Here is a 24320-nt window from a genome sequence, read left to right as displayed (position 1 = left end):
CGTACGTTGTACAGAGTTGTGCTAACCTTTTCTTCGTACACAGTACAGAGATAAGGAGCGGGATGACTCCGCAGATCCACGCCGAGGGACTTCGCAAGCGCTACGGCGACGCGTACGCCCTCGATGGGTTCGCTCTCTCCGTCCCGGCCGGCACCCTGCACGGCCTGCTGGGACCCAACGGCGCGGGCAAGACCACGGCGGTCCGCGTGCTCTCCACCCTGCTGCGCCACGACGGCGGCCTCGCTCGCGTGGCCGGGTTCGACGTCGCCACCGAACCAGCGAAAGTGCGCGCCTCGATCGGGCTGGTCGGGCAGCACGCCGCCGTCGACGAGGTCCTGTCCGGGCGGCAGAACCTGGTGCTGTTCGGCCGGCTGCACCACCTCGGCCGCCGCGAGGCCACCCGCCGGGCCGACGACCTGCTGGAGCGCTTCGGCCTCGCGGACACCGGGTCGAAACCGATCTCCGCCTACTCCGGTGGCATGCGACGACGGCTGGACCTGGCCGCCTCGCTGCTGGCCACCCCGCGGGTGCTGTTCCTCGACGAGCCGACGACCGGGCTGGACCCGCGCAGCCGCGCCGAGGTGTGGCGGGCGGTCCGGTCGCTGGTCGCCGACGGCACGACCGTGCTGCTCACCACCCAGTACCTGGAGGAGGCCGATCAGCTGGCCGACCGGATCTCCCTGGTGGAGCACGGCCGGGTGATCGCCGAAGGCACGCCGGCGGAGCTGAAGGGGTCGCTCGGGGCGACGCGGATCGAGCTGGTGCTGACCGACCCGGACGCGCTCGGCGCGGCGGCGGCGTTGCTCGCCCGGGTCACCGGGGCCGAGCCGGTCACCGACGAGCTGCGGGTCAGCGCCCCGGCCGAGCCTTCGGCGCTGACCGACGTCGTGCGCGAGCTGGCCGCGACCGAGCTGGCGTTCGCCGACGTCGCGCTGCGGCACCCGACGCTGGACGAAGTGTTCCTCGAGCTGACCGGGAAGGTGACACGATGAGATGGGCCCTGGAAGACGGCTGGACGCTCACCGGGCGCTACCTCGCACAGCTCGCCCGGCGCCCGGCCCGGCTGGTCACCGTGGTGGCGTTCCCGATCCTGATGGTGCTGATCTTCGCCTACCTGCTCGGCGGCGGGATGAGCGTGCCGGGCGGTGGCTCCTACCGCGAGTTCCTGATGCCGGGGATGTTCGCGATGACCATGGCCTTCGGGCTGTCCGGCACGATGATCGCGGTGCTCGACGACGCCGCGAAGGGGGTCACCGACCGGTTCCGGTCGCTGCCGATGGCGCCTTCGGCGGTGCTCACCGGGCGGGTGGCCGCGGACCTGGTGAACGCCGTCCTCGCGCTGGCGGTGCTGCTGGGCTGCGGGTTCGCGGTCGGCTGGCGCCCGCACGGCAGCCTCGCCGAGACGTTCACGGCGCTGGTCCTGCTGCTCCTGCTGCGCACGGCGCTGGTGTGGGCCGGGATCTACCTGGGCCTGCTGACCTCGGACCCGGCGATGGTGACGCTCGCGCAGACGCTGGAGTTCCCGTTCGGGTTCCTCTCCAGCGCGTTCGTGGCGACCTCGACGATGCCGGCCTGGCTGGGAACCGTGGCGGAGTGGAACCCGTTGTCTTCCACGGTGACGGCGGCGCGGGTGCTGTTCGGCAACCCCGGGGCGGCTGGGACGTCCTGGGTGAGCGCGCACCCGGTGCTGATGGCGGTGGTGTGGCCGCTGGTCCTGCTCGCGGTGTTCGTGCCGCTGTCCGTGCGCCGATACAGGAGGCTGGGGAACTGAACATCGACTTCGCACCGGGTGAGCCGCCGCGGGCGGGCCGTCTCGTCATCGACGGCCGCGAGCTGTCCCTGGTGGACGGGTTGCCGGAGCTGCTGAGCGGGCCGGAGGAGTTCTGGGCGGTCGCGGCGCGGGCCGCGCTGCGGCTGGTCGAGGCGGGCCGGCTGCTGCCCGGCGTCACCGAGGCCGGGCACGACGCCTGGCGCGTCGGGCCGCTGGAGCCGGCGGAGGCCGCGTGGCTGCGGGACCTCGCCGCCGCGATGCCGGCCGAGGTGCGAGCGCCGGGGCCGCTGCTGCGGGCGTTCCTCGACGCCGTCGCCGACACCCTGCCGCGCACGCCGGCGGCGGCGAAGGCGGCCGGGACGCGGTTGTTCGCCGCCGTCGCGCCGCAGCGCGCCGAGGCGATGCGCGACTGGGCCGACGAGCTGGCCGCCGGGCTCGACTCCGGCATCCGGGTGTCGCTGCGCGTCGAAGCTCCGGACGGATTCGACACCGGTCGCTTCCACGCCGTGGTGCAGGTACACAGCCTCGCCGATCCGGGGCAGGTCGCCGACGCGGCGGAGCTGTGGGAGACCGGGCGGTTCGGGCCGCGGGCGCGCATCGACGTCGTGCTGGCGTTGCGCCGCGGCGCGCAGGTGTGGCCGGCGTTGAGCCCGCTGCTGACCTCGGCGGTGCCCGATGAGCTGACGCTGGGCGAGGACGACGTGACCGAGCTGGTCGCGGCCGCGGCCCCGCGGCTGGCGGCGGCGGGCATCGACGTGCACTGGCCGGGCGAGCTGGCGGGTTCGCTGACCGCGCGCGCCGTCGTCAACGGTGGTGACGCGCCCGGTGACCTGCCGTCGTTCTTCGGCGGCGGCCGGGCGCTGGAGTTCGACTGGCAGCTGGCCCTGGGTGGTGAGGTGCTGACCGCGGCGGAGCTGGACGCGCTCGCCGAGGCGCGTCGTCCGGTGGTGCGGCTGCGGGACCGCTGGGTGCTGGTCGACCCGGCCATGGCGGCGAAGGCGCGGGAGCGGACGCTCAAGCCGTTGACGCCGGTCGACGCGCTGGGCGCCGTGCTGACCGGAAGCACCGAGGTCGACGGCGAGCCGGTCGAGGTGGTCACCGAGGGCTGGCTGGCGCGGTTGAAGGACCGGCTGTCCGCGCCGCCGGAGCCCGAGGTGCCGCCGGCCGGGCTGGCCGCGTCGCTGCGGGACTACCAGCTGCGTGGGCTGCAGTGGCTGGCGACGGTCACCGGCCTGGGCCTCGGCGGCTGCCTGGCCGATGACATGGGCCTGGGCAAGACGGTCACGCTGATCGCACTGCACCTGCACCGCGCGGCCGGGCCGACGCTGGTGGTGTGCCCGGCCTCGCTGCTGGGCAACTGGGAGCGTGAGATCGCGAAGTTCGCGCCGGGGGTGCCGGTGCGGCGCTTCCACGGCACCGCCCGCTCGCTCGAGGAGCCGGCCGGGTTCGTGCTCACCACCTACGGCACGCTGCGCGCCGACCCGGCGCCGCTGGCCGCGGTGCGGTGGGGGCTGCTGGTCGCCGACGAGGCCCAGCACGTCAAGAACCACCGCTCGGGCACGGCGAAGGCGCTGCGGCTGGTGCCGGCGGCGGCGCGGGTGGCGCTGACCGGCACACCGGTGGAGAACTCGCTTTCGGAGCTGTGGGCGATCCTCGACTGGTCGGCGCCGGGCCTGCTCGGTTCGTTGAGCGAGTTCCGGGGGCGCTGGGCGAAGCCGATCGAAGCCGGGGATCCCGCGGCGGCCGAGCGGTTGTCGCGGTTGCTGCGGCCGTTCCTGTTGCGGCGGCGCAAGTCCGATCCGGGGATCGCGCCGGAGCTGCCGGCCAAGACCGAAACCGATCGGCCGGTGGCGCTGAGCCCGGAGCAGGCGGCGCTGTACGAGGCCGTGGTGCGGGAGATGATGGCCGGCATCGCCGCGGCCGACGGGATCGCGCGGCGCGGGCGGATCGTGAAGCTGCTGACCGCGCTCAAGCAGATCTGCAACCACCCGGCGCAGTACCTCAAGGAGCCCGGTGGCCGGTCGGGGAAGCTGGAGCTGCTCGACGAGCTGCTGGACACGATCCTGGCCGAAGACGGCGCGGTGCTGGTGTTCACCCAGTACGTCGCGATGGCCCGGCTGCTGGAGAAGCACCTCGCCGCGCGCGGGATCGCGACGCTCTTCCTGCACGGCGGCACCCCCGTGCCCCGCCGCGAGGAGCTCGTGCGGCGGTTCCAGGACGGCGAGGCGCCGGTGTTCCTGTTGTCGCTCAAGGCGGCCGGGACGGGGCTGAACCTGACGCGCGCGGACCACGTCGTGCACTACGACCGCTGGTGGAACCCCGCGGTCGAGGACCAGGCGACCGACCGGGCGTACCGGATCGGGCAGACCCGCCCGGTGCAGGTGCACCGGCTGGTGGCCGAGGGCACGGTCGAGGACCGGATCGCGGCGATGCTGCGGGAGAAGCGGGCGCTGGCGGACGCGGTGCTGGCCGGTGGCGAGGCGGCGTTGACGGAACTGACCGACACCGAGCTCGCGGAGCTCGTCGAGCTGAGGAGCCGCGGATGAGTGACGAGCGGGTGCGCGGGTTCCCCGCGTTCGGGGCCGCCGCGGCGCGGGGGCGGTTCGCGAAGTCGTGGTGGGGCCGGGCGTGGCTGAGCGCGATGGAGGACACGGCGCTGGACCTGCGGCAGCTCAAGGCCGGGCGCCGGTACGCGGCGGCGGGGCTGGTCGGGCCGATCACGGTGAGCCCGGGCCGGATCGCGGCGGTGGTCGACGACGTCGACGGCGGCCCGTACCGGACCGAGCTGCGGCTGGCGGAGCTGTCCGAAGTGGACTGGACGCGGTTCCTGGACCGGGTCGCTTCCCGGGCCGGGCACCTGGCGGCGCTGCTGGACCGGGACATGCCGCCGGACCTGGTGGCCGCGGCCGACGACGCCGGTGTCCACCTGCTGCCGGGAATCGGCGACCTGGACCCGGAGTGCGACTGCCCGGGCTGGGAGCTGCCGTGCAAGCACGCGGCGGCGTTGTCGTTCCAGGCGTCGTGGCTGCTGGACGCCGACCCGTTCGTGCTGTTGCTGATGCGGGGCCTGGGGGAACGGGAAATCCTCGATGAGCTGGAAAGCCGCACCGCGCCGCGCGAGGACGTCGTGGTCGGGGACCGGACGCCCGGTGAGCTGCCGGACCTGGCCGGGTTCCGGCCTTCGGGGGCGCCGTCGATCCCGGCCGCGCCCGGCGTGCCGGCCGAGGCTTTCGCGGTGCTGGCGGCCAATGCCGCGGCGCAGGCCCGGGCGGTGCTGGCGGGCGAGCCGTGGCCGGGGCGGCGTGCCGACACCGTCCGGCTGGCCGCTTCGTTTCCCGAGGCGGCGTCGCGGCTGGGTGAGGGAGCCGAGTTCGAGCGCGCGGTCGCGGCGTGGACGCACGGTGGGCGTGCGGGTCTCGAGGTCCTGGACTCGGCGTGGACGCCGCCGAAGCCGGTCATCGCGGCGGCCCGGGCGGCGCTGGCCGAGGAGGAACCGGTGTTCGAGCGCAACCACTGCACCCTCGGCGACGTGCAGCTGCGGCTGGATCGGCACGGTCGATGGCACCCGTACCGTCGGGAGGACGGGCAGTGGTGGCCCTCGGGCCCGCCCGAGACCGACCCGGGTCTGCTGCTGGGCTGAAACCCGCGGTATCCAGCGCGGGGCTTGCCGCCTCCTGACCCGTGACGGCGGCTTCGCGCCGGGACACTGGGGGTGCGGGCGCGCGAGGGCTCTTCCCCCGCGCGCCCGCCCGGTTCTTGTCGGTGCCGATTTTTGTCAGTGCCCGCCGCTAGCTTGCGGGCATGGAACCCCTTGCCGCTGATCTGCGCCGGTACTTGCAGGAGGGGCGCGAGAGCCTGCTCGCGTCGCTGTCCGGGCTGAGCGAGTACGACGTCCGCCGTCCGATGACACCGACCGGGACCAACCTACTGGGCCTGGTAAAACACGTCGCCGGTGGCGAGTTCGGTTACCTCGGCGACTGCGTCGGCCGCCGGTCGGCGATCCGGCTGCCGTGGGTGGCGGACGGCTCGATCTGGGACAGCGCGGACATGTGGGCGACGGCGGAGCAGACCCGCGAGGAGCTGGTCGAGCTGTACCGGGCGGCGTGGCGGCACACCGACGAGTCGATCGAGCAGCTGCCGCTGGACGCGCCGGCGTCGGTCCCGTGGTGGCCGCAAGAGCGCCGGACCACGACGTTCGGCTCACTGCTTGTGCGGGTGACGGCCGAGACGGCGCACCACGCGGGCCACGCCGACATCGTCCGCGAGCTGATCGACGGCCGCTCCGGCAAGGACCATGACGACATCGGCGACACCGAGTGGTGGACGCGGTACGTCGCGGGGATCCAGGAGGCCGCCGAGCGGCACCGGGTGTCCTAGGCGGCGCGTCGGCGACGTAACGCGGGGTCGGTCATGGCCGGGGGCTGGTAGGCCTGGTCGAGGACGCCGACGTCGGTGCCGGGCGGGACGATCTCGTCGATCCGGTCGAGGATGTCGTCGGAGAGCGTGACGTCCACGCCGGCCAGCAGGTCCTCGAGGTGGGCGAGGGTCCGGGCGCCGAGCAGGGCGCTGGTCACGCCGGGGTGCGCGGTGGTGAACGCCATCGCCAGGTGGGTCAGGGGCAGGCCGGCTTCCGCGGCGAGCGCGGCGAACTTCCCGGCGACCTCGTGGCGGTGCTCGTCGCCGAGGTGGCGGACCAGGCCGGCGCGGCGCAGGTCGGCGGGCCGGCGGCCGGTGAGCAGTCCCTGGCCGAGCGGGCCCCAGACCAGGGTGCCCATGCCGAAGCGCTGGGTGGTGGGCAGGACTTCGCGCTCGATGCCGCGGTTGAGCAGCGAGTAGCCGGGCTGTTCGGTGTGGAAGGCGGTGAGCCCGCGGCGTTCGGCGGTCCACTGGGCCTCGACGATGCCGGAGGCCGGGGTGCCGGACGCGCCGATCGCGCGGACCTTGCCGCTGCGCAGCAGGTCGGTGAGTGCGGAGAGGGTCTCCTCGATGTCGGTGCCGGGGTCGGGGCGGTGCAGCTGGTAGAGGTCGATGTGGTCGGTTCCCAGGCGGCGCAGGGAGTTCTCGACCGCGGTGACGATCCAGCGGCGGGAGGCGCCCTGGTGGTTGGGGTCCTGGCCGGCCGGGCGGCCGAACTTGGTGGCGAGCACGACGTCGTCGCGGCGTCCCTTGAGCGCTTGGCCGACGACGTCTTCGGAGTCGCCGTAGGCGTCGGCGGTGTCGACGAAGTTGAGGCCGGCGTCGAGGGCCCGGTGGAGGACACGGGCGGAGTCCGCCGGGTCGGCGTTGCCGATCGAGGTCGCGAACATCAGCGTGCCCAGGGCGTACGGGCTGACCTGGATGCCGGTCCGGCCCAGGGTGCGGTACCGCATGGGGGCTCCTCGGGTAAAGTTAAGCGGAAAGCTTTTCCACAACTATACGGAAAGGCTTTCCGCTTAACTGCCGAGGAGGGTCGTGACCGAGAACGCCGCCCCGCGCCGCCGCCGGGCCGACGCGCAACGCAACGTCGACGCCCTGCTCGAAGCGGCCAAGCGCGTCTTCGCCACCTCGGGGGTGGACGCGCCCGCGAAGGAGATCACCGACCTGGCGGGAGTCGGCGTCGGCACGCTCTACCGGCACTTCCCGCAGCGCGCGGAGCTGGTCGCGGCCGTGCTGCAGCGCGAGATCGACGTCCTGGCCGACGCCGGACCGGCGTTGAGCGCCGAGCACCGGCCCGGGGACGCGCTGCGGAAGTGGCTGCTGCGGTACACCGCGCTGGTGGGCACCAAGCGCGGGCTGGCCACCGCCCTGCACTCGGGCGACCCGGCGTTCGACGCGTTGCCCGGCTACTTCATGGCGCGGATGGAGCCGGTCCTGGCCGCGTTGCTCGGCGCGGCGGCCACGGCGGGGGCGGTGCGCGCCGACGTCAGCGCGAAGGACCTGCTCCACGCCGTGGCCCTGCTCTGCCAGCCGGTGCGCGGCGAGGACCTGGAGTTCAACCAGCGGATGGTCGCGGTCCTCGCCGACGGGCTCAGCCCACGGGTGTGACGGCGTAGTCCTTGACCCGCATCGAGTCGTGCATCCGGGCGCCGCCGCTGGTGGTGAGCTTCGCGAACGCCCGGCTCAGGCCCGCGGGCAGGGCCGAGATCAGCCGGCCGCCGCCGGCCAACGCCCAGGCGCCGGTGCGGGTGGCCGGGATCAGGCTTCGCGCCGCGCCTTCGGCGAAGGCGCGGCTCTTGCGCACCCGGTCGGCCATTTCCCGTTCGTAGGCGGGGAAAGCGCGTTCGTGGTCACCGCCGGCCGCGGCCAGCTCGCCGGCCAGGACGTAGGCGCCCAGCACCGCGAGGCTGGTGCTGCCCCCGACCGCCGGGCCGGGGCAGTAGCCGGCGTCGCCGACCAGCGTGACTCGGCCGCGTGACCAGCTTTCCAGCTGCAGCTGGGTGATCGAGTCGAAGTAGAACGGGCCCGGCCCGGCCAGTTCGGCCAGCCAGCCGTCGACATGGGGGTGCATGCCGGCGAAGGCCTCCCGCAGCAGTTCTTTCTGCCGCGGGACGTCCCGGTGGTCGTAGTCGAGCTGCTCGTCGCGGCGGAACAGGAACACCGCGCGGGCGTCGCTGATGTGGCGGGCGGTGTAGAACCCCGCGGTGCGGCCGGCGCCGAGGTGGATGACGGTTTCGCCGTCGGCGAGGCCGATCGTGTCCGGCAGCGACAGCACGGCCAGGTAGGCCCCGATGAACTTCGTGAGTCCGGATTCCTCGCCGAACACCAGCCGGCGCACGTTCGAGTGCAGCCCATCGGCGCCGACGACGAGGTCGAACGTGCGGGGCGCGGAGTGCTCGAAGGTGACTTCGCCGTCGGGGGAGAGGGCGGTGATCGAGTCGCCGAAGAGGTACTCGACGTCGTCGCGGCCGGCGTCGTAGTAGATCTCGCTGAGGTCGTCGCGCATGATCTCGACGTGCCGGTCGGAGACGGCCTGGAAGATCTTCGCCAGGTCCACCCGCACCGGCCCGCGTGCCCCCTCCCGGTGCAGCGTCAGCCTGGTCGAGCCGGTGGCGACGGCTTCGACGCGGGGAAGGACGCCCATCCGTTCGGTGATGTCCATGGCCGGCCGGAACAGGTCCACGGCGTGGCCGCCGGTCTTGCGCAGCCGCGGGGCGCGTTCGACCACGGTGACGTCGAAGCCGTGCCGGGTCAGCCAATAGGCCAGCACCGGACCGGCGATGCTGGCGCCCGAGACGAGAATCCGCATGAGTACCTCCCTGACTTAACGGTAGGTAAGTTGTACCACGATTCCTTACCTATCGTTAAGTCAGTTATGCTGGGCGCGTGCCGAAGCCCTCCGACACCAAGCAACGCATCCTGGACGCCGCCCGCGACCTGTTCGCGACCCAAGGCGTGCAGCGCACCAGCCTCCAGGACATCGCCGACCGGCTGGGCATCACCAAACCCGCGCTCTACTACCACTTCCCGTCGCGCGAGGACCTCGTCCGCAGCATCATCCAGCCACTGCTCGACGACGGCGAGAAGTTCATCCTCGCCGCGGAGGCACGCGCCGAGACCCCCGTGCGGGAGCTCATCGAGGGGTTCTTCGACTTCAACTACCGCCACCGCGCGCCCGTGATCATGCTGCTGGCGGAGATGCCGACGCTGGCCGACCTCGGGCTCATCGACAAGGTGCTGGGCTGGCGCAAGCGCCTCACCGAACTGATCTGCGGCCCCGACCCGACGCTCGACCAGGCCGCCCGCGCGGTACTCGCGCTGGGCGGCCTCCAGGACGTCTGCATGCAGTTCCCCGACGCCCCGCTCGAAGAGCTCAGGACCGCCGCGGTCGACGGCGCCCTCGACGCGCTCGGGCGCTAACGCACCGCCGCGCGCTCGATGATCGCCGCGGTGTCGACCCCGGCCGGCAGCGTGCCGAACGCGATACCCCAGTCGCCGCCGAAGCGCGACGCGCAGAACGCGTCCGCGACCGCCGGGTGGCCGTGGCGCACCAGCAGCGAGCCCTGCAGCACCAGCGCCATCGCCTCGACCACCCGCCGCGCCCGGTACTCGATCGCGTCGAGGTCGGTCAGCTCCTTGCGCAGGCGGTCCACCGCGTCGTCGAGCCGGCTGTCACCCCCGGCGGCCTGCTCGACCTCGGCGAAGAACGCCGCGACCGACTCCGGCTGCTTGCCCATGGCCCGCAACGCGTCCAGCGCGGCGACGTTGCCCGAGCCTTCCCAGATCGACGACAGCGGCGCCTCCCGGTAGAGCCGCGGCATGCCCGACTCCTCGACGTAGCCGTTGCCACCGAAGCATTCCAGCGCCTCCGCCGCGTGCATCGGCGCCCGCTTGCACACCCAGTACTTCGACACCGCGAGCCCCAGCCGGCGGAACGCCTGCTCCTGCTCGTCGTCCCGCCGGTCACCGGCCGCGGCCAGCCGCATCGCCACCGTCGTCGCCGCCTCGGACTCGAGGACGAGGTCGGCGAGCACGTTGGCCATCAGCGGCTGGTCGACCAGCGCCTTGCCGAACGCGTACCGGTGCGTCGCGTGGTGGACCGCGCGCACCGCGCCGAGACGCATCCCGGACGCGCTGCCGAGCGTGCAGTCCAGGCGGGTGTTGTTGACCATCTCGATGATGGTCCGCACCCCGCGCCCCTCCTCGCCGACGAGCCAGCCGACGGCGTTGTCGTACTCGATCTCCGAGGACGCGTTGGACCGGTTGCCCAGCTTGTCCTTCAGCCGCTGCAGCCGGATCGGGTTGCGCGAGCCGTCGGGCAGGACGCGGGGGAGCAGGAAGCACGAAAGCCCGCCGGGCGCCTGGGCCAGCGTCAGGAACATGTCCGACATCGGCGCCGAGGTGAACCACTTGTGCCCGACGAGGGTGTAGCTGCCCTCGGTGCTCGGCGTCGCCGTGGTCGTGTTGGCCCGGACGTCGGACCCGCCCTGCTTCTCGGTCATCGACATGCCCGCGATCAGGCCCCGCTTGGTGCTCGGCTCGCGCAGCCCGAAGTCGTACTCGGTCGCGGCCAGCAGCGGCTCGTACCGCGCCGCTAGCTCCGGGTTGGCCCGCAGCGCCGGGATCGCCGCGTACGTCATCGAAATCGGGCAGCTGTGCCCGGCCTCGACCTGACCCCAGACGTAGAACTTCGCCGCCCGCGCCGCGTGCACGCCCTCGCGCGGGTCCTGCCACGGCGTGCCGTGCAGGCCGTGGGAGACCGCGACGTCCATCAGGTCGTGCCAGTGCGGGTGGAACTCGACCTCGTCGATCCGGTTCCCGTAGCGGTCGTGGGTGCGCAGCACCGGCTCGTTCTCGTTGACCAGCCGGCCCCACTCCTGCGCGCGCTCGCTCCCGGCCAGCCGGCCCAGCTCGTGCACCTCCTCCGCGGCCCAGCCGGCGCCGGCTCGCTCGAGCCCGGCCAGTAGCGCCGGGTCGTCCGCGAAGTCGTGGCCGGTGAACGGCGGGACCTGGTTGGTGACCTCATGCGTGGCGGGCATCGGAACCTCCTAGAGCGCGGACGACGAATGTGCGGAGCTCGGCGACATCACCGGCGTTGCCGCTGGTCAACGGGCCGATCAAGACTTCGGCGGCGGCCCCCACCAGTGCGGCGGCGGTCAGCCGGCCGTCCTGGGCCGGGAGCGCGCCCTGCCGCACGCCGTCGGCCACGTGCTCGGCGACGACCTCGGTGAACGCCCGCCGGAACTCGAGCCGTTCGGCGTCGATCAGCGCGTCGACCGGCTCGGCGAGCAGGGCGTAGGCCTGCCTCGGCGCCTTCAGGGCGCGCTGGGCGAACGTTTCGAACACCGCCAGGACCCGTTCGGCGGGTGCACCCGGCCGCGCGGACGCCGCCCGGACCGCTTCGACCTCGCGGGTCACGACCTGCCGGAACACGTGCACGACCAAGTCGGCCTTGGTGGGGAAGTGCCGGTAGACGCTCCCGACGGCGACACCGGCGCGCTCGGCGACCGCGGCGACGGAACAGCCGCTGTAGCCGTGTTCGGCCAGCTGCTCGGTCGCGGCGGCGACGATCGTCTCGCGTTGGGCGTCGAGGCGTTCCTGCACCTTCGCGGTGCGGCGGTAGGGCACGTCAAGAAGTGAAGCACTGATTCATTGCTTCAGTCAACGCTCCAGCAGCCGCTTCACGCCCCGGATCTCGGCTTCGACGTCAGCCGGCAGCTTCCGCCGCAGGACCGGCTCCACGAGCCAGCGCAGGGGAGCGGGGAACCCGAAGGCGATCCACCGCGTCACCCGGATCCCGCCCTCGACCGGCACGCACGAGAACCGCGCCTCGAACGTCGAGAGCCGCCGGGCCAGCCGGTTCTCCCGCCGGTCGGGGATGCGCACGTCCACGCGCTCGCCCGGCGTCAGCGTCATCCGCGACACGACCTTCGGCCCCGGTCCGAACCCCGGCAGCTTCGAGCGGAACCGGAACTCGGTGACGTCGCCGTCCCGGCGCACCCAGTCGACCGGGCCCAGCTTGCGGTCGACCTCCGCGTACCGCCGCGGGTCCATGACCAGCGCGAGAAAGGCGTCCGGCGAGCACGACACGGTCTCTTCCACGGTCACTTCCACCATAGAAAGAGAGTAGTCTCTCACTTATGGCACGGACAACCCCCGGCGTCACCCGACGCCGCATCCTCGACGAAGCCGTCCACCTCTTCGCCACCCGCGGCTACGACGCGACCTCCGTCGCCGACATCCAAACCGCGTGCGGCCTCCACCCCGGCTCCGGCGCGCTCTACAAGCACTTCCCGTCGAAAGCCGCCCTCCTCGAAGCCGCCGTCCACGACAACCTCGAACGCCTCACCGCCCGCACCGCCGAAACCACATCGCTTCCCGAGGACCCCCGCGAAGCCCTCCGCGTCCTCGCCGACGTCGTCTGGGCCTTCATGGCCGCCGACCGCGACCTCATCCGCCTGATGATCCGCGAGTTCACCGGCTTCCCGGAGCTGTTCGAGCAGATGTGGCAGGGCGTCCTCGCCACCGTCTACCGCCGCGGCACCGAATGGCTCACGACTTTGCGAGACCAGGGGAGGACCACCATCACCGACCCCGAAGCGACCGCCGCGGTGCTCGTCGCCTCCCTGACCTACCACCCGATCCTCGACGTCCTCATCGGACACACCCCGGGCGACCTCACCCCGGACCGCTTCCTCACCGCCTGGCTCGACTCCGCCGTCGCGACGTTGAACCTCCGCTGAGGACCGCCTTTCCACCCTCGCGCCGGCTTGCGCTGGAGTGCACTCCAGCTCCTACCGTCGAAGACATGACCACCACCCAGCACAAGCTCGGCTCCGGCTTCGGAGCCACCAGCACCGCCGCGGAGGTCCTCGACGGCATCGACCTCACCGGCACCCTCGCCCTCGTCACCGGCGGCTACTCCGGCATCGGCCTCGAAACCACCCGCGCCCTGACCAGCGCCGGCGCCCACGTCCTCGTGCCGGCCCGCCGCCGCGCCACCGCCGAGGAAGCACTCGACGGCATCCCGGACACCACCATCGACGAACTCGACCTCGCCGTCCTCGGCAGCGTCCGCGCCTTCGCCGACCGCTTCCTCGCCACCGGCCGCCGCCTCGCCCTCGTCGTCGACAGCGCCGGCGTCATGGCCTGCCCCGAAACCCGCGTCGGCCCCGGCTGGGAAGCCCAGTTCGCCACCAACCACCTCGGCCACTTCGCCCTGGTCAACCACCTCTGGCCGGCCATCGCCGACGGCGCCCGCGTCGTCTCCGTCGCCTCCAACGGCCACCACTTCTCACCCATCCGCTGGGCCGACCCGCACTTCCGCACCGGCTACGACAAGTGGCTCGCCTACGGCCAGGCCAAGACCGCCAACGTCCTGTTCGCCGTCCACCTCGACGCACTCGGCCGCGACCGCGGCATCCGCGCCTTCGCCCTGCACCCCGGCGCCATCATGACCAACCTCGGCCGCCACATCGCCCGCGAAGAGCTCATCGCCCAGGGCTGGATCGACGAGCACGGCACCCCCAGCGACCTGTTCAAAACCCCCGAAGCCGGCGCCGCCACCCAGGTCTGGGCCGCCACCTCACCCCAGCTCGACGGCCACGGCGGCGTCTACCTCGAGAACTGCGACATCGCCGAAGTCACCACCGACGGCGACACCGGCGTCCGCGCCTACGCCATCGACCCGGCCGAAGCCGCCCGCCTCTGGACCCTCTCGGCCGAACTCACCGGCGTCGACGCTATTTCCCGGTGACCACACCGACCGCGATCCCCAGGATCGCCGTGTTGTAGACGAACGCCACCACACTGTGCGTCAGCACCGTGTACCGGATCGGCCGCGCCCGGACCTCCACATCGGACGTCGCGAACGACGTCCCCACGGTGAACGCGAAATACGCGAAATCCAGCAGATTGGGCCGCTCCGCGCCCGGGAACCGCAACCCCGGCTCCGGAGCGGCCCGGTAGTGCAGGTGCGCGTACCGGTCCGCGTACCCGAAGTGCAACAGGATCCACGCCGCCAGCACCGCCGGCACCGCACAGACCTGCAGCACCAACGCGTACTCGTCGTCCTCCTCGGCAATCCCGTTCGCCACCAGGATCAACGCCCCGGCCGACATCCCCACGACACTCACCAGCACCGTCGCCGCGAAACTCGACCGGCGGCCCAGCAGGCTGGGCAACCACGTCGGCTCGCCCTCACCCACCAGCCGGTACCGCCGGATCCGCAGGAACCGCGTCACGATCACCGCCACCGCCAGCACGTCCCACGCCAGCAGGAACACCACGTCCAGCCCGGTGTCCTCCGGCGCGACCAGCCACCCCAACCCCAGCAGCACCAGCAGGAACTCCGCACACTGGTACCAGAACCTCCGCAGACGACGCACCGCGCGAAGCTAACCGCCCCCACGCGCGACGGCACCCCGGATCACCCGCTCAGGGGGCCCGCTTCACCAACGCCACCAGGTACCGGCAGGGGAGCGGCCCCGGGTTCACGAACACGCAGTCCGCCGCCGGCCCCAGCTGCAGGCAGTCCCCGGCGTCCAGCTCGTGCACCACCGTGTCCTCGACGAACCGCAAGTGCCCGTCGAGCACCCAGATCTGCTGGTGCAGGAACGCGTACGTGCCCGCCGCCAGCGCCACCTCCGCACCCGCCGGCAGCTCGACCTCCACCAGCTCCAGCGGACGGCCACCCGCGGGGGAGACCGCCCGGCGGCGGTACCCGGAGTCCGGATCCACCCACACCGGCTGCTCCGAAGCCCGCACCAGCCGCCGCTCGTCACCCTCGGCCCGCGCGATCAGCTCCGACAACGTCATCCCGAGCGCCGCCGACAGCCTCGCCAGCAACGCGGCCGTCGGCTGCACGTCACCCCGCTCGATCTTGCCGATCATCGCGCGCGACACCCCCGACTGCTCGGCCAGCACCGCCACCGACAAACCCCGTGCGGTCCGGGCAGCGTGCACGGTGGCGGCCAAGCGAGCAGTCAGGGGATCGGTCATAACCCGGGATACTATACGACTCGGTTTGGCTACCATATGAGCCATGATCCGAGACGCCACCCCACGCGACGCCGCGGCCTGCGCCGCCCTCTACGCCCCATACGTCACCGACACCGTCATCTCCTTCGAAACCGAACCACCGACCGCCGACACCATGGCGCACCGCATCACCGGCGCCCACGCCTGGCTCGTCCTCGAAGACGAAGGACGAGTGGCGGGCTTCGCCTACGCCCACCCGTTCGCCACCCGCGCCGCCTACCAGTGGTCCTGCGAGACGAGCATCTACCTCGAACGCGGCCGCCGCCGCACCGGCGCCGGCCGCGCGCTGTACGAGACGTTGTTCGAACGACTGCGGGAGCAGGGTTTCCACCGCGCCTTCGCCGGCATGACCCTGCCGAACGAAGCCAGTGCCGGCCTGCACCGCGCCCTCGGCTTCGCACCCGCGGGCGTCTACCGGCGGGTGGGCTGGAAGCACGGGCAGTGGCGCGACGTCGCGTGGGTCCAGCGCGACCTTCAAGCAACCGATGGTTGCGCATCGCCGTCACCGCGGCTACCGTAACGAGCAACCAAACGTTGCACGAGGAGCACCCATGGACCACAGCACACTCGAACGCGAAATCCACATCGAAGCACCCCCCGAAGTCGTCTTCGACGTCGTCAGCAACCCCGAACACGTCCGCGAATGGTGGCCCGACGAAGCCGAATACCCCGCCGAACCCGGGGGAGCGGGCCGCATCGCCTTCGGCGGCAACTGGGTCGGGTTCACCGTCGTCGACGCCACCCCGCCGAAACTCTTCTCCTTCCGCTGGACCCACGCCGAAGGGGAGACCGCCACCCAAGACAACTCGTTCCTCGTCGTCTTCGAACTCGAACCCACCGCCACCGGCACCCGCCTGCGGATGACCGAAACCGGCTTCCGCGAACGCGGCTGGGACGAAGCCAAGATCGCCGCCGAATACGCCGACCACGTCAGCGGCTGGGACCACTTCCTGCCCCGCATCCCCGCCACCACCGCCAAGGCGGGAGCCCGCCAGTGACCACCGCCGTCGACGACGACCTCTGGTCCGCCATCGGCGACCCCACCCGCCGCCGCATGCTCGACCTGCTCCTCAGCCAAGGCGGGGGAACCGCGACCAGCCTCAGCGAACACCTCCCGGTGACCCGCCAAGCCGTCGCCAAACACCTCGCCGTCCTCGACCGCGCCGGCCTCGTCCACGCCCGGCCCGAAGGACGCGAAAAGCAGTTCCACGTCGACGAAACCCAGCTCGCCCGCGCCGCCGCCCAGCTCGCCGACGTCGGCAAGACCTGGGACGCCCGCCTCCAGCGCATCAAGCGCATCGCCGAAACCATCGAACGGAAGAAGAAGGACTGAAAATGGACATCCTGCACCGCATCGGCATCCGCGAGTCCACACCGGACCAGGTGTACGAAGCACTCACCACCCTCGACGGCCTCTCCGGCTGGTGGACCGAAAAGACCGTGGGGGGCACCGAACCCGGCGGCGTCATCGCGTTCCGCTTCATCCCCGGCGGCTTCGACATGAAGGTCACCGAACTCGCCCCGGGCCGGCTCGTCCGCTGGGAGGTCGTCGACGGACCACCGGAGTGGATCGGCACGACGATCCGGTGGGACATCGAACAGCGCGCGGACCACACGATCGTCCTGTTCAAGCACGAAGGCTGGCGCGAGGCCGGCGAGTTCATGCACCACTGCAGCACGAAGTGGGCGATCTACCTGATGAGCCTCAAGCAGCTCCTGGAGACCGGGGAGGGTGCCCCGGCGCCGCGGGACGTGATGATCAGCGACTGGCACTGACGTTACTTGACATAATGTACATTATCGGCACTTGGGGACACGCTGCAGCGAGACGCCGAGAGGGGTGACAGAAGGCGTGCCTGACGGTAGAAGTGTCCGTTCGCCGGCTTCGCCAGAACGGCTTCTCCTGAGGTTTGTCGGCAGCCTCCTCCAGCACTAGGCGTCAAAGGCCTCCGGGGATGCCTTCCGGGAGCCGCAGGAGCGTCCCCTGGAGCCGTCGACCAGACGCCCTGCCACCCGACCTAAAAACGTCACGGTGACGAAACTAGAGTTCGCAAGACGGCCGCCGCACGGGCCGGCTGACAAGGTTTCGCTCACGGATGTCATCGAGCACCCCTCGGCGGACGCCCGCATATGGCCGATCCAGGCGTTCGAACACCTGTGCGCATCCCTGCCGGACGCGTACCCGCGGGGCTCGGGGCCCGAAATCGGCTCCGCAGGAGTCTTGGATCCCCCGGAAGGGCCAAACCAGGCTAAACCGACATTTCATGCATAATTGCCATTATGCATGAAATGTCACGGACCCCGGCGAGCAAAACTGTCGGTGCTGTGCGGTACAAGATCCACATGAAGGTTTCCGAGGCCCAGCAAGCCTTCTTCGCCGCGCGCCGGCCGCGCAAGGACTCGCCGCACACCACCGACGCCTACCGCCGGGACCTGGCCGGGATCACCACTCTCCTGGTTTCGGAGCTGGGCCGTCCGGCCGAGGACCTCGAGGTGGCCGACTTGACCGGGCCGGCGCTGCGGTCGGCGTTCGGGGTGTTCGCGGACGGTCATGCGAAGAGCTCGGTGTTGCGGGCCTGGTCGACGTGGAACCAGTTCCTGACGTTCTGCGTGGCGGACGGGCTGCTGGCGGGCAATCCGATGGGTGCGGTGGCGCGGCCGCGGACGCCGGCGTTGACGCCGAAGCCGTTGCGGGGTGAGGAAACCCCGGAGCAGCTGCTGTCGGCGGCGGCCGCGGGGTCGCGGCGTGCGCGGGACCCGTGGCCGGAGCGGGATGTGCTGGTGATCGCGCTGGGGTTGGTGGCGGGGTTGCGGGCGGCGGAGATGCGGGCGTTGACGTCGAGGTCGCTGGTGGGGCGTGCGGGTGAGCTGCGGTTGCACGTGAAGGGGAAGGGCAGCCGGGATCGGTCGATTCCGGTGCAGCCGGTGCTGGCGGAGCTGATCGAGCGGTACCGGGAGTCGTGCCGGGTGCGGTTTCCGAGTGTGCGGTTCTCCCCCGGTTCGCCGTTGTTGCTGGATCGGGCGGGTGAGCCGATCGGGCGGGGTGCGCTGGAGTACCTGGTGAAGTCGTGTTATCGGGGTGCGGGGTTGCACGACCGGGTGCCGGTGGGGGCGAATCTGCACGCGTTGCGGCACACGTTCGCGACACGGTTGGCGGAGGACGGCGCGACGGCGTCGGAGATCATGGCGTTGCTGGGGCACGCGAGTTTGGCGACGAGTCAGAACTACATCGAGGCGACGGGTCGTGAGCAGCGTGCGGCGGCGGCGAGCAACCGGACGTACCGGGCGTTGGACGGGTTGGGGTGAGGGTCAGCGGAGTTGTTCGAGGTCCTTGGCGGCGCGGGCGATTTCGTCGGCGAGGGTGCGCAGTTCGGTGGGGTCGGCGCCGTCGTGGGTGGCGGTGACGATGTCTTCGGCGGCGCAGCGGAGCTGGAAGAGGCGGTCCTGGAGGGCGGCGATTTCGGTGTCGGAGAGGACGACGGCGTCTTCGGGCAGGCCGCTGCGCTGGAGGGCGGTGCGGCGTTCGTAGGCGCGTTGGCGGCAGGACTGTCCGCAGTAGCGGCGTCGGCGGCCGACGTTGCCGCCTTCGGGGAGGCGGCGGCCGCACCAGCCGCAGTGGCGGGGTGCGCCTCGGCGGCCCGGAACGAGTTCGACGGGCGCGGGCTGGGCTAGTTCGGCGGCTTCCCTCACCCCGGTGACCCTAGCTGGCCACCGGTTGCTCATGCCGGGGTCATAGCGGAAGGGCACACTTGGGGGATGCAGGTGTTCCCGTACTTGGCCGATCCGCTCCCCCGTGCGTTCGCTCACCGGGGGTGGCACCTCGATGAGCTGGCGGGGTTGGAGAACTCGTTGCCGGCGTTTCGTCGGGCGTGTGCCGAGGGGTACCGGTACCTGGAGACGGATGTGCACGCGACGGCGGATGGTGTGGTGGTGGTGCACCACGACCCGAGCTTGGATCGGACGACGGACGGGTCGGGGCTGATCGCGTCGCAGACGTGGGCGCAGCTGAAGCACGTGAAGGTCGGGGGTGAGGCTCCGCTGTCGCGGTTGGAGGACGTGCTGGAGGAGCTGCCGGGCGCGCGGTTCAACGTGGATGTGAAGGCGGACCGGGCGGTGCAGCCGTTCGTGGACGTGCTGGAGCGGATGGGTGCGCACGACCGGGTGGCGGCGGCGGCGTTTTCGGACGCGCGGCTGGTGCGGTTGCGGAAGCTGGCGGGGCCGAAGCTGGTGACGGCGATGGGGCCGCGGTCGGCGTTCGCGTTGTGGGTGCGGGGGAAGCTGCCGTTGCTGCCGTTGGGGCGGCTCGTGCTGGGGGCGATGGCTCAGGTGCCGGTGCGGCAGGGTGCGTTGCGGGTGGTGGACAAGGCGTTCGTGTCGATGGCGGGGCGGTCGGGCATCGAGGTGCACACGTGGACGATCGATGATCCGGCGGAGATGCGGATGTTGCTGGATCTGGGGGTGCACGGGATCGTGACGGATCGGCCGGACCTGTTGCGTGAGGTGCTGCTCGAGCGGGGCAAGTGGGGGCAGTCGCAGGCCTCGTGAGTGGTTAGGGCGGTTCTAACCGCCCTAACCACTCACGAGGGGTCAGCGGGGTGGTTTGCCCTGCCAGGCGGCGGTCCAGGTCTTGGGGCCGAGCAGGCCGCTGTCCTTGATGCCGTTGGCGCGTTGGAGGTCGAGGACGGCGGTCCTCGTTTTGTCGTAGTAGCAGCCGGTGCCGGTGAAGCCGTAGCCGTAGGCGTTCATGCGGAGCTGGAAGGCTTTGAGCGGGGCGGCGCAGTCGCCGTAGGCGTAGACGACGCCGGGCCAGGCGGGCATGGGGCCGCCGGGTGCGGGTGGGGTGGGTGCGGGGGCCGGTCCCCCGCCGATGTAGGCGGAGTCGGCGTAGCTGGGGACGCGCTTGCTGCGGGCGTCGGCGTCGCCGGTGAGCTTGAGCATGCCGGCGCACTGCCAGGGTTGCCAGCCGCGCATGCGGTAGAGGTAGAGGGCGCGGTAGTCCTGTTCGGCGGGGGCGGCCTGGTCGGGGCGGCCGGCGCCGCCGACGCTGCGCCAGGTGGGGAGGTCGAACTGGTAGGCGCCGTAGTAGCCGTTGCCGGTGTTGGTGGCGTAGCGGCCGCTCGATTCGCACATGCGGAGCTTGGCCCAGGCGTTGGAGGCGGGGTCGGCGGAGGCGGCGGTGGGAACGGTGAGCTGCAGACCCATGGCGGCGAGGGCGAGGAGCAGGGCTCTCGCGACGGTGCGTCTCCGGTAATGGATCATGCGTGCACAGTAGGAGTGTGTCCCTTTGACCACAAGGGACACACTGCGCTCTCCAGTCTCACACGAAACACCTTTCACTTTTGTCAGCGACACGCCGGGCGGGGCGGACCGTGATTCGCCCGGAAGTGGCGGATGATCACGAAGCGACGAACCGGACACGGTTTCGGTGGTGTGGTCACGGCGGCTGCGGCGGCCCAGTAGTCTCCGCGCTGACCTGCACGTTCTTGACACCGAGGAGCCGTGGATGACGCTGGCCGGGACGCGCTCGACGAAGCGCGAGCGGTGGGGCTGGTATTTCTACGACTGGGCGAATTCACCGTTCTATTCGTCGACGACGACGGTGTTCGGCGCGCTGTCGATGAGCTCGATCGCGGCCGAGGACGCGAAGTCGAACATCACCCTTAACGGGGACCGTGCGTGCTTGGACGCGGCGGGTCACGTGGACACGCTGAACAACTGCGACGTGTCGTTGTTCGGGTTGCACTTCCCCGCCGGTTCGGTGTGGGGGTACCTGCTGTCGGTGGCGACGGTGGTGCAGGTGCTGGTGCTGCCGATCGCGGGTGCGGTGGCCGACCGGAGCCACAACAAGCGGCGGATCCTGGGTGGGTTCGCGTTCCTGGGCGCGGTCGCGGCGGCGGCGATGTTCTTCTTCGCTGGGTCGGACTGGCAGCTGGGCGTGGTGCTGTTCATCGTGGCGAACATCGGGTACGGCGGTTCGCTGGTCGTCTACTACTCGTTCCTGGTGGACATCGGCGGGCCGGACGAGCGGGACGACATCTCGGCGAAGGGCTGGGCGTTCGGGTACCTGGGTGGCGGGCTGGCGCTGGCGTTGCAGCTGGGGTTCTACCTGGGGCACGACGCGTTCGGAGTGAGCCAGGGGCTCGCGGTGCAGATCTGCTTCCTGACTTCGGGGCTGTGGTGGGCGGCGTTCACCGTTCCGGCCGTGCGGGCGCTCCCCCGCCGGCACACGCCGGTCGACGTCGTGGCGGGGCGGTCGGTGCTGCGTGCGGGGTTCGCGGAGCTGAAGCAGACGGTCGTGGCGGCGAAGGCGTACCCGTTGACGTTGGCCTTCCTGGGCAGCTACCTGGTCTTCACCGATGGGATCAACACGGTGGTGACGGTGTCGGCGCAGTACGGGAAGGACGAGCTGCGGTTCGGCAACGAGGTGCTGATCGTGACGATCCTGGTGATCCAGTTCGTGGCGTACCTGGGTGGGACGTTGCACGGGCTGGCGGCGCGGCGGGTCGGGGCGAAGAAGACGATCATGGGCAGCCTGGTGCTGTGGGTGGTGGTGCTGGCCGGGGCGTACTTCGTGCAGCCGAAGCAGCTGGTGCAGTTCCTGGCGGTGGCGGTGGGGATCGGGCTGGTGCTGGGTGGGACGAACGCGTTGTCGCGGTCGTTGTTCAGCCAGATGATCCCGGCGGGCAAGGACGCGCAGTACTACTCGCTCTACGTCGTGGGTGAGCGGGGGACGTCGTGGCTGGGGCCGTTGCTGTTCGCGGGTGTCGGGCAGGCGACGGGGTCGTTCCGGCTGGCGATCGTGGCGCTGGTGATCTTCTTCGCGGCGGGGCTGGTGCTGGTGTGGCTGGTGCCGGTGCGGCGGGCGATCGTGGCCGCGGGCAACACCCCGCCGGAGGTCCTGTAGGCCCCCCGATAGGGTCGGGCGTCGTGACCTTGCTGAACGACCGGGCCGCCGGCCCTGATCCCACCGATGCGCTCTCGTCGGTTCCCGCGGCCGGTTCGCGTCGCGGGACGCCGCCGGTGGGCAGGCTGAAGTTCTGTTACGGGCCGATGGACTGCGGGAAGTCGACCCTGGCGTTGCAGATCGACCACAACCACGCGCGGCAGGGCCGGCGGGGGCTGGTGCTGGTGCGGCACGACCGGTCGGGTGCGCCGCGGATCTCGAGCCGGATCGGGTTGAGCCGGCAGGCGGTGGAGGTCGGTGAGGACACCGACGTGCGGGAGCTGGTGCGGCAGGAGTGGTCGCGGGGGCAGCACGTGGACTACGTGGTGGTGGACGAGGCGCAGTTCCTCTCCCCCGGGCAGGTCGACCAGCTGGCGGAGCTGGCCGACGAGGTCGAGATCGACGTGTACTGCTTCGGGATCGCGACGGACTTCCGGAGCCGGTTGTTCCCGGGTGCCGCTCGCCTGTTCGAACTGGCGGACGAGTTGCAGCCGGTTCAGGTCGAGGTGTTGTGCTGGTGCGGGGTGCCCGGGCGGTTCAACGCGCGGGTCGTCGAGGGTGAGGTGGTGCGTGAGGGTGACACCGTTGTGGTGGCAGATACCGAACAATCCGTAGTTGAATCTTCAGCTTTGGCCGGTTTTGAGGCTGAAAACGCTACTGTGCGTTATCAGGTATTGTGTCGCCGCCACTTCCGATCGGGTGACTTGGGCCCCGTAACTGGTCGTCACGGTCAGTTACGGTTGACCTGACGACGGTGCCAGTAGCCCATCCGGGGGATATCAGCACTAAGAAGGCCGTATTGACGTCACGCCGGAGCGCGAAACGCCTCCTACTAGAGGAAGCTGATGCCGTTGGGTGACGCAGCTCATCGTGAGCAACGACATGGTGTCCCGGGAATCCTCGGGGGCCCCAAGTCGTTGCATAGGGTGAGCATCACCCTGGCTCCACCCCGGAGCTGACTGAAAGGACCCCCGACATGGCCGACCGTGTTCTTCGTGGAAGCCGGCTGGGAGCGGTCAGCTACGAGACCGACCGCAACCACGACCTCGCTCCACGCCGCACCGTGCGCTACGCCTGCCCCAAGAACCACGAGTTCGAGGTGCCGTTCTCCGACGACGCCGAGATCCCGACGGTCTGGGAATGCCGGCTGCACGGCAGCGAATCGGAGATCGTCGACGGTGGGCAGCCCGAGCAGAAGAAGGTCAAGCCGCCGCGCACCCACTGGGACATGCTGCTCGAGCGGCGCACGATCCCCGAGCTCGAGGACCTGCTCAACGAACGTCTCGCCGAGCTGAAGGGCCGGCGGACCTCCCGGTCCGCGTAACCCGCTCCAGCGTCGGCCCGTAGCCAACGCTCCCACCGCGAAGAACCCCCGCGACCTCCCCCCGCGGGGGTTCTTCCGTACTCAGAGGGTCGGCTCACATACCCGGAGGGTCGGTTGGCGTGCCCAGGGGGTCGGCTGGTGAGCCGACCGTCCAGGTGCGCGAGCCGACCCTTCCGGTACGTGAGCCGACCCTCCGGGTGCTAGCCCGGCGTCGGGCGGAACGGGCCGTGCAGTGCTGCCCACTGCAGGAGCATGATCGTCTTCGCGTCGGCGATCTCGCCCGTCTCGATCATCTTCAGCGCGTCGTCGAACCGGAGTTCCAGGACCTCGATGTCCTCGCCTTCTGCCGCGATGCCGCCGCCCGCGCCGCGGTCGGCCGGGTCGTACGGCGCCGCGTAGCAGTGCAGGCGCTCGGTCACCGAGCCCGGGCTCGTGTACACGTCGAACACGTGCTGCAGCGCGCCGATCCGCACGCCCGTCTCCTCCTCCGCCTCCCGGCGGATCGCCGTCTCCGGGTCCTCGGCGTCCAGCAGGCCCGCGGCCGTCTCGAGGAACATGCCGTCCGGGTGCTCGTTCACGTAGACCGGGTAGCGGAACTGGCGGGTCAGCAGCACCGTGCCGCCCGCGAGGTCGTAGAGCAGCACCGTGGCTCCGTTGCCGCGGTCGTAGGTCTCGCGCTGCTGGGTCGTCCAGGTGCCGTCGCGGTGCTGGTAGTCGAACGTCGTGCGGCGCAGGACGTACCAGGCCGACGACAGCAGCTCGACGTCGGTGATCCGGACGCGGGGGTTGCGGTCCAGGCTTGTCGAAGAGGTCATGCCGCGACCATA

General features: G+C 71.2%; 28 protein-coding genes. 18 read left to right on the top strand and 10 right to left on the bottom strand.

Going from position 1 to position 24320, the window contains the following annotated elements:
* Window positions 1-62 precede the first annotated feature (62 nt).
* The 5 genes from M8542_RS05715 (at window position 63) to M8542_RS05695 (ending at window position 6148) form a co-directional block, all read left to right on the top strand.
* Window positions 63-992 carry an ATP-binding cassette domain-containing protein gene (locus tag M8542_RS05715; protein WP_257918930.1) on the top strand — a complete coding sequence of 310 codons (930 nt, stop codon included), beginning with the start codon at window positions 63-65 and terminating at the stop codon, window positions 990-992.
* Window positions 989-1771 (top strand): ABC transporter permease, encoded by a 783-nt coding sequence (locus M8542_RS05710; RefSeq protein WP_257918929.1) that lies wholly within the window; start codon window positions 989-991, stop codon window positions 1769-1771. Before M8542_RS05715 ends, M8542_RS05710 begins: the two co-directional genes overlap by 4 nt.
* Before the next feature lie 71 nt (window positions 1772-1842).
* The gene (locus M8542_RS05705; protein ID WP_257918928.1) at window positions 1843-4317 is read left to right on the top strand and encodes an SCO1167/SCO6262 family helicase; all 2475 of its coding nucleotides are present in this window, start codon (window positions 1843-1845) and stop codon (window positions 4315-4317) included.
* Complete coding sequence (locus M8542_RS05700) at window positions 4314-5411, top strand: SWIM zinc finger family protein (RefSeq protein ID WP_257918927.1); 1098 nt, start codon at window positions 4314-4316, stop codon at window positions 5409-5411. The genes M8542_RS05705 and M8542_RS05700 overlap by 4 nt, the downstream gene beginning before the upstream one ends.
* 161 nt (window positions 5412-5572) lie before the next feature.
* Window positions 5573-6148, top strand: a complete 576-nt coding sequence (locus M8542_RS05695; protein WP_257918926.1) for a DinB family protein — start codon at window positions 5573-5575, stop codon at window positions 6146-6148.
* Here the strand turns inward: M8542_RS05695 and M8542_RS05690 are convergent.
* Window positions 6145-7140, bottom strand: a complete 996-nt coding sequence (locus M8542_RS05690) for an aldo/keto reductase (RefSeq protein WP_257918925.1) — start codon at window positions 7138-7140, stop codon at window positions 6145-6147. The genes M8542_RS05695 and M8542_RS05690 overlap by 4 nt on opposite strands.
* An 82-nt stretch (window positions 7141-7222) precedes the next feature.
* On the opposite strand from M8542_RS05690, the gene M8542_RS05685 reads away from it, so the two are divergent.
* On the top strand, window positions 7223-7795 hold the full coding sequence (locus M8542_RS05685) for a TetR/AcrR family transcriptional regulator (protein ID WP_257918924.1): 573 nt from the start codon (window positions 7223-7225) through the stop codon (window positions 7793-7795).
* On the opposite strand, the gene M8542_RS05680 is transcribed toward M8542_RS05685, so the two are convergent.
* On the bottom strand, window positions 7779-8996 hold the full coding sequence (locus M8542_RS05680; RefSeq protein ID WP_257918923.1) for an FAD-dependent monooxygenase: 1218 nt from the start codon (window positions 8994-8996) through the stop codon (window positions 7779-7781). The two genes, M8542_RS05685 and M8542_RS05680, sit on opposite strands and share 17 nt — an antisense overlap.
* Window positions 8997-9073: 77 nt before the next feature.
* Between M8542_RS05680 and M8542_RS05675 the strand changes: the two genes are divergently transcribed.
* A complete protein-coding gene (locus M8542_RS05675) occupies window positions 9074-9607 on the top strand; it encodes a TetR/AcrR family transcriptional regulator (RefSeq protein WP_257918922.1) in 534 nt (177 codons plus the stop codon).
* On the opposite strand, the gene M8542_RS05670 is transcribed toward M8542_RS05675, so the two are convergent.
* From M8542_RS05670 to M8542_RS05660, 3 genes are read right to left on the bottom strand one after another with little or no spacing between them, the layout of a single operon-like run.
* A complete protein-coding gene (locus tag M8542_RS05670; RefSeq protein ID WP_257918921.1) occupies window positions 9604-11226 on the bottom strand; it encodes an acyl-CoA dehydrogenase family protein in 1623 nt (540 codons plus the stop codon). The genes M8542_RS05675 and M8542_RS05670 overlap by 4 nt on opposite strands.
* Window positions 11210-11815, bottom strand: a complete 606-nt coding sequence (locus tag M8542_RS05665) for a TetR/AcrR family transcriptional regulator (protein ID WP_257918920.1) — start codon at window positions 11813-11815, stop codon at window positions 11210-11212. Before M8542_RS05665 ends, M8542_RS05670 begins: the two co-directional genes overlap by 17 nt.
* A 33-nt stretch (window positions 11816-11848) precedes the next feature.
* Complete coding sequence (locus tag M8542_RS05660) at window positions 11849-12304, bottom strand: SRPBCC family protein (protein WP_257918919.1); 456 nt, start codon at window positions 12302-12304, stop codon at window positions 11849-11851.
* Between the two features lie 23 nt (window positions 12305-12327).
* On the opposite strand from M8542_RS05660, the gene M8542_RS05655 reads away from it, so the two are divergent.
* Together M8542_RS05655 and M8542_RS05650 are read left to right on the top strand one after the other, a co-directional pair.
* A complete protein-coding gene (locus M8542_RS05655) occupies window positions 12328-12930 on the top strand; it encodes a TetR/AcrR family transcriptional regulator (protein WP_257918918.1) in 603 nt (200 codons plus the stop codon).
* Between the two features lie 65 nt (window positions 12931-12995).
* Window positions 12996-13943: an SDR family NAD(P)-dependent oxidoreductase gene (locus M8542_RS05650; protein WP_257918917.1), complete on the top strand. Its 948-nt coding sequence runs from the start codon at window positions 12996-12998 to the stop codon at window positions 13941-13943.
* On the opposite strand, the gene M8542_RS05645 is transcribed toward M8542_RS05650, so the two are convergent.
* Both M8542_RS05645 and M8542_RS05640 read right to left on the bottom strand, forming a co-directional pair.
* Window positions 13930-14574, bottom strand: coding sequence for a DUF1345 domain-containing protein (locus M8542_RS05645; RefSeq protein ID WP_257918916.1), 645 nt, complete (start codon window positions 14572-14574; stop codon window positions 13930-13932). The genes M8542_RS05650 and M8542_RS05645 overlap by 14 nt on opposite strands.
* Before the next feature lie 49 nt (window positions 14575-14623).
* A complete protein-coding gene (locus tag M8542_RS05640) occupies window positions 14624-15187 on the bottom strand; it encodes a helix-turn-helix domain-containing protein (protein WP_257918915.1) in 564 nt (187 codons plus the stop codon).
* A 43-nt stretch (window positions 15188-15230) separates the two neighbouring features.
* Between M8542_RS05640 and M8542_RS05635 the strand changes: the two genes are divergently transcribed.
* The 5 genes from M8542_RS05635 to M8542_RS05615 all read left to right on the top strand — a co-directional run bounded on the left by M8542_RS05635 (window position 15231) and on the right by M8542_RS05615 (window position 18532).
* Window positions 15231-15746 (top strand): GNAT family N-acetyltransferase, encoded by a 516-nt coding sequence (locus M8542_RS05635; RefSeq protein WP_257918914.1) that lies wholly within the window; start codon window positions 15231-15233, stop codon window positions 15744-15746.
* A 31-nt stretch (window positions 15747-15777) separates the two neighbouring features.
* Window positions 15778-16224 (top strand): SRPBCC domain-containing protein, encoded by a 447-nt coding sequence (locus M8542_RS05630; RefSeq protein WP_257918913.1) that lies wholly within the window; start codon window positions 15778-15780, stop codon window positions 16222-16224.
* Window positions 16221-16559, top strand: a complete 339-nt coding sequence (locus tag M8542_RS05625; protein ID WP_257918912.1) for an ArsR/SmtB family transcription factor — start codon at window positions 16221-16223, stop codon at window positions 16557-16559. The genes M8542_RS05630 and M8542_RS05625 overlap by 4 nt, the downstream gene beginning before the upstream one ends.
* A gap of 2 nt (window positions 16560-16561) precedes the next feature.
* Window positions 16562-17002, top strand: coding sequence for an SRPBCC family protein (locus tag M8542_RS05620; RefSeq protein WP_257918911.1), 441 nt, complete (start codon window positions 16562-16564; stop codon window positions 17000-17002).
* A 549-nt stretch (window positions 17003-17551) separates the two neighbouring features.
* The gene (locus M8542_RS05615) at window positions 17552-18532 is read left to right on the top strand and encodes a tyrosine-type recombinase/integrase (protein WP_257918910.1); all 981 of its coding nucleotides are present in this window, start codon (window positions 17552-17554) and stop codon (window positions 18530-18532) included.
* 3 nt (window positions 18533-18535) lie between these two features.
* Here M8542_RS05615 and M8542_RS05610 read toward each other — a convergent pair whose 3' ends face one another.
* On the bottom strand, window positions 18536-18916 hold the full coding sequence (locus tag M8542_RS05610) for a hypothetical protein (protein ID WP_257918909.1): 381 nt from the start codon (window positions 18914-18916) through the stop codon (window positions 18536-18538).
* 66 nt (window positions 18917-18982) lie between these two features.
* Between M8542_RS05610 and M8542_RS05605 the strand changes: the two genes are divergently transcribed.
* Window positions 18983-19771, top strand: a complete 789-nt coding sequence (locus M8542_RS05605) for a glycerophosphodiester phosphodiesterase family protein (RefSeq protein ID WP_257918908.1) — start codon at window positions 18983-18985, stop codon at window positions 19769-19771.
* A gap of 42 nt (window positions 19772-19813) precedes the next feature.
* Here the strand turns inward: M8542_RS05605 and M8542_RS05600 are convergent, their stop codons facing one another.
* On the bottom strand, window positions 19814-20485 hold the full coding sequence (locus tag M8542_RS05600; protein ID WP_257918907.1) for a transglycosylase family protein: 672 nt from the start codon (window positions 20483-20485) through the stop codon (window positions 19814-19816).
* A gap of 244 nt (window positions 20486-20729) precedes the next feature.
* On the opposite strand from M8542_RS05600, the gene M8542_RS05595 reads away from it, so the two are divergent.
* The 3 genes from M8542_RS05595 to M8542_RS05585 all read left to right on the top strand — a co-directional run bounded on the left by M8542_RS05595 (window position 20730) and on the right by M8542_RS05585 (window position 23493).
* Window positions 20730-22130, top strand: a complete 1401-nt coding sequence (locus tag M8542_RS05595) for an MFS transporter (protein WP_257918906.1) — start codon at window positions 20730-20732, stop codon at window positions 22128-22130.
* Window positions 22131-22153: 23 nt separating this feature from the next.
* Window positions 22154-22918 (top strand): thymidine kinase, encoded by a 765-nt coding sequence (locus tag M8542_RS05590; RefSeq protein WP_257918905.1) that lies wholly within the window; start codon window positions 22154-22156, stop codon window positions 22916-22918.
* A gap of 227 nt (window positions 22919-23145) precedes the next feature.
* Window positions 23146-23493 carry an RNA polymerase-binding protein RbpA gene (locus tag M8542_RS05585; protein ID WP_003081521.1) on the top strand — a complete coding sequence of 116 codons (348 nt, stop codon included), beginning with the start codon at window positions 23146-23148 and terminating at the stop codon, window positions 23491-23493.
* A gap of 200 nt (window positions 23494-23693) precedes the next feature.
* On the opposite strand, the gene M8542_RS05580 is transcribed toward M8542_RS05585, so the two are convergent.
* Complete coding sequence (locus M8542_RS05580) at window positions 23694-24308, bottom strand: NUDIX domain-containing protein (protein WP_257918904.1); 615 nt, start codon at window positions 24306-24308, stop codon at window positions 23694-23696.
* Between the last annotated feature and the right edge of the window lie 12 nt (window positions 24309-24320).

Origin of the sequence: Amycolatopsis iheyensis (assembly GCF_024703995.1) — a bacterium.
GTDB lineage: Bacteria > Actinomycetota > Actinomycetes > Mycobacteriales > Pseudonocardiaceae > Amycolatopsis > Amycolatopsis iheyensis.
This window is presented reverse-complemented; position numbering and strand designations above follow the sequence as displayed.

Bases quoted from the DNA above. Each gene is read 5' to 3' on its own strand.
- M8542_RS05700 (WP_257918927.1), top strand. From the start codon at position 4,314: ATGAGTGACGAGCGGGTGCGCGGGTTCCCCGCGTTCGGGGCCGCCGCG.
- M8542_RS05600 (WP_257918907.1), bottom strand. From the start codon at position 20,485: ATGATCCATTACCGGAGACGCACCGTCGCGAGAGCCCTGCTCCTCGCC.
- M8542_RS05635 (WP_257918914.1), top strand. From the start codon at position 15,231: ATGATCCGAGACGCCACCCCACGCGACGCCGCGGCCTGCGCCGCCCTC.
- M8542_RS05605 (WP_257918908.1), top strand. From the start codon at position 18,983: ATGCAGGTGTTCCCGTACTTGGCCGATCCGCTCCCCCGTGCGTTCGCT.
- M8542_RS05630 (WP_257918913.1), top strand. From the start codon at position 15,778: ATGGACCACAGCACACTCGAACGCGAAATCCACATCGAAGCACCCCCC.
- M8542_RS05585 (WP_003081521.1), top strand. From the start codon at position 23,146: ATGGCCGACCGTGTTCTTCGTGGAAGCCGGCTGGGAGCGGTCAGCTAC.
- M8542_RS05670 (WP_257918921.1), bottom strand. From the start codon at position 11,226: ATGCCCGCCACGCATGAGGTCACCAACCAGGTCCCGCCGTTCACCGGC.
- M8542_RS05715 (WP_257918930.1), top strand. From the start codon at position 63: ATGACTCCGCAGATCCACGCCGAGGGACTTCGCAAGCGCTACGGCGAC.
- M8542_RS05695 (WP_257918926.1), top strand. From the start codon at position 5,573: ATGGAACCCCTTGCCGCTGATCTGCGCCGGTACTTGCAGGAGGGGCGC.
- M8542_RS05680 (WP_257918923.1), bottom strand. From the start codon at position 8,996: ATGCGGATTCTCGTCTCGGGCGCCAGCATCGCCGGTCCGGTGCTGGCC.
- M8542_RS05660 (WP_257918919.1), bottom strand. From the start codon at position 12,304: ATGGTGGAAGTGACCGTGGAAGAGACCGTGTCGTGCTCGCCGGACGCC.
- M8542_RS05640 (WP_257918915.1), bottom strand. From the start codon at position 15,187: ATGACCGATCCCCTGACTGCTCGCTTGGCCGCCACCGTGCACGCTGCC.
- M8542_RS05710 (WP_257918929.1), top strand. From the start codon at position 989: ATGAGATGGGCCCTGGAAGACGGCTGGACGCTCACCGGGCGCTACCTC.
- M8542_RS05690 (WP_257918925.1), bottom strand. From the start codon at position 7,140: ATGCGGTACCGCACCCTGGGCCGGACCGGCATCCAGGTCAGCCCGTAC.
- M8542_RS05650 (WP_257918917.1), top strand. From the start codon at position 12,996: ATGACCACCACCCAGCACAAGCTCGGCTCCGGCTTCGGAGCCACCAGC.
- M8542_RS05620 (WP_257918911.1), top strand. From the start codon at position 16,562: ATGGACATCCTGCACCGCATCGGCATCCGCGAGTCCACACCGGACCAG.
- M8542_RS05580 (WP_257918904.1), bottom strand. From the start codon at position 24,308: ATGACCTCTTCGACAAGCCTGGACCGCAACCCCCGCGTCCGGATCACC.
- M8542_RS05655 (WP_257918918.1), top strand. From the start codon at position 12,328: ATGGCACGGACAACCCCCGGCGTCACCCGACGCCGCATCCTCGACGAA.
- M8542_RS05595 (WP_257918906.1), top strand. From the start codon at position 20,730: ATGACGCTGGCCGGGACGCGCTCGACGAAGCGCGAGCGGTGGGGCTGG.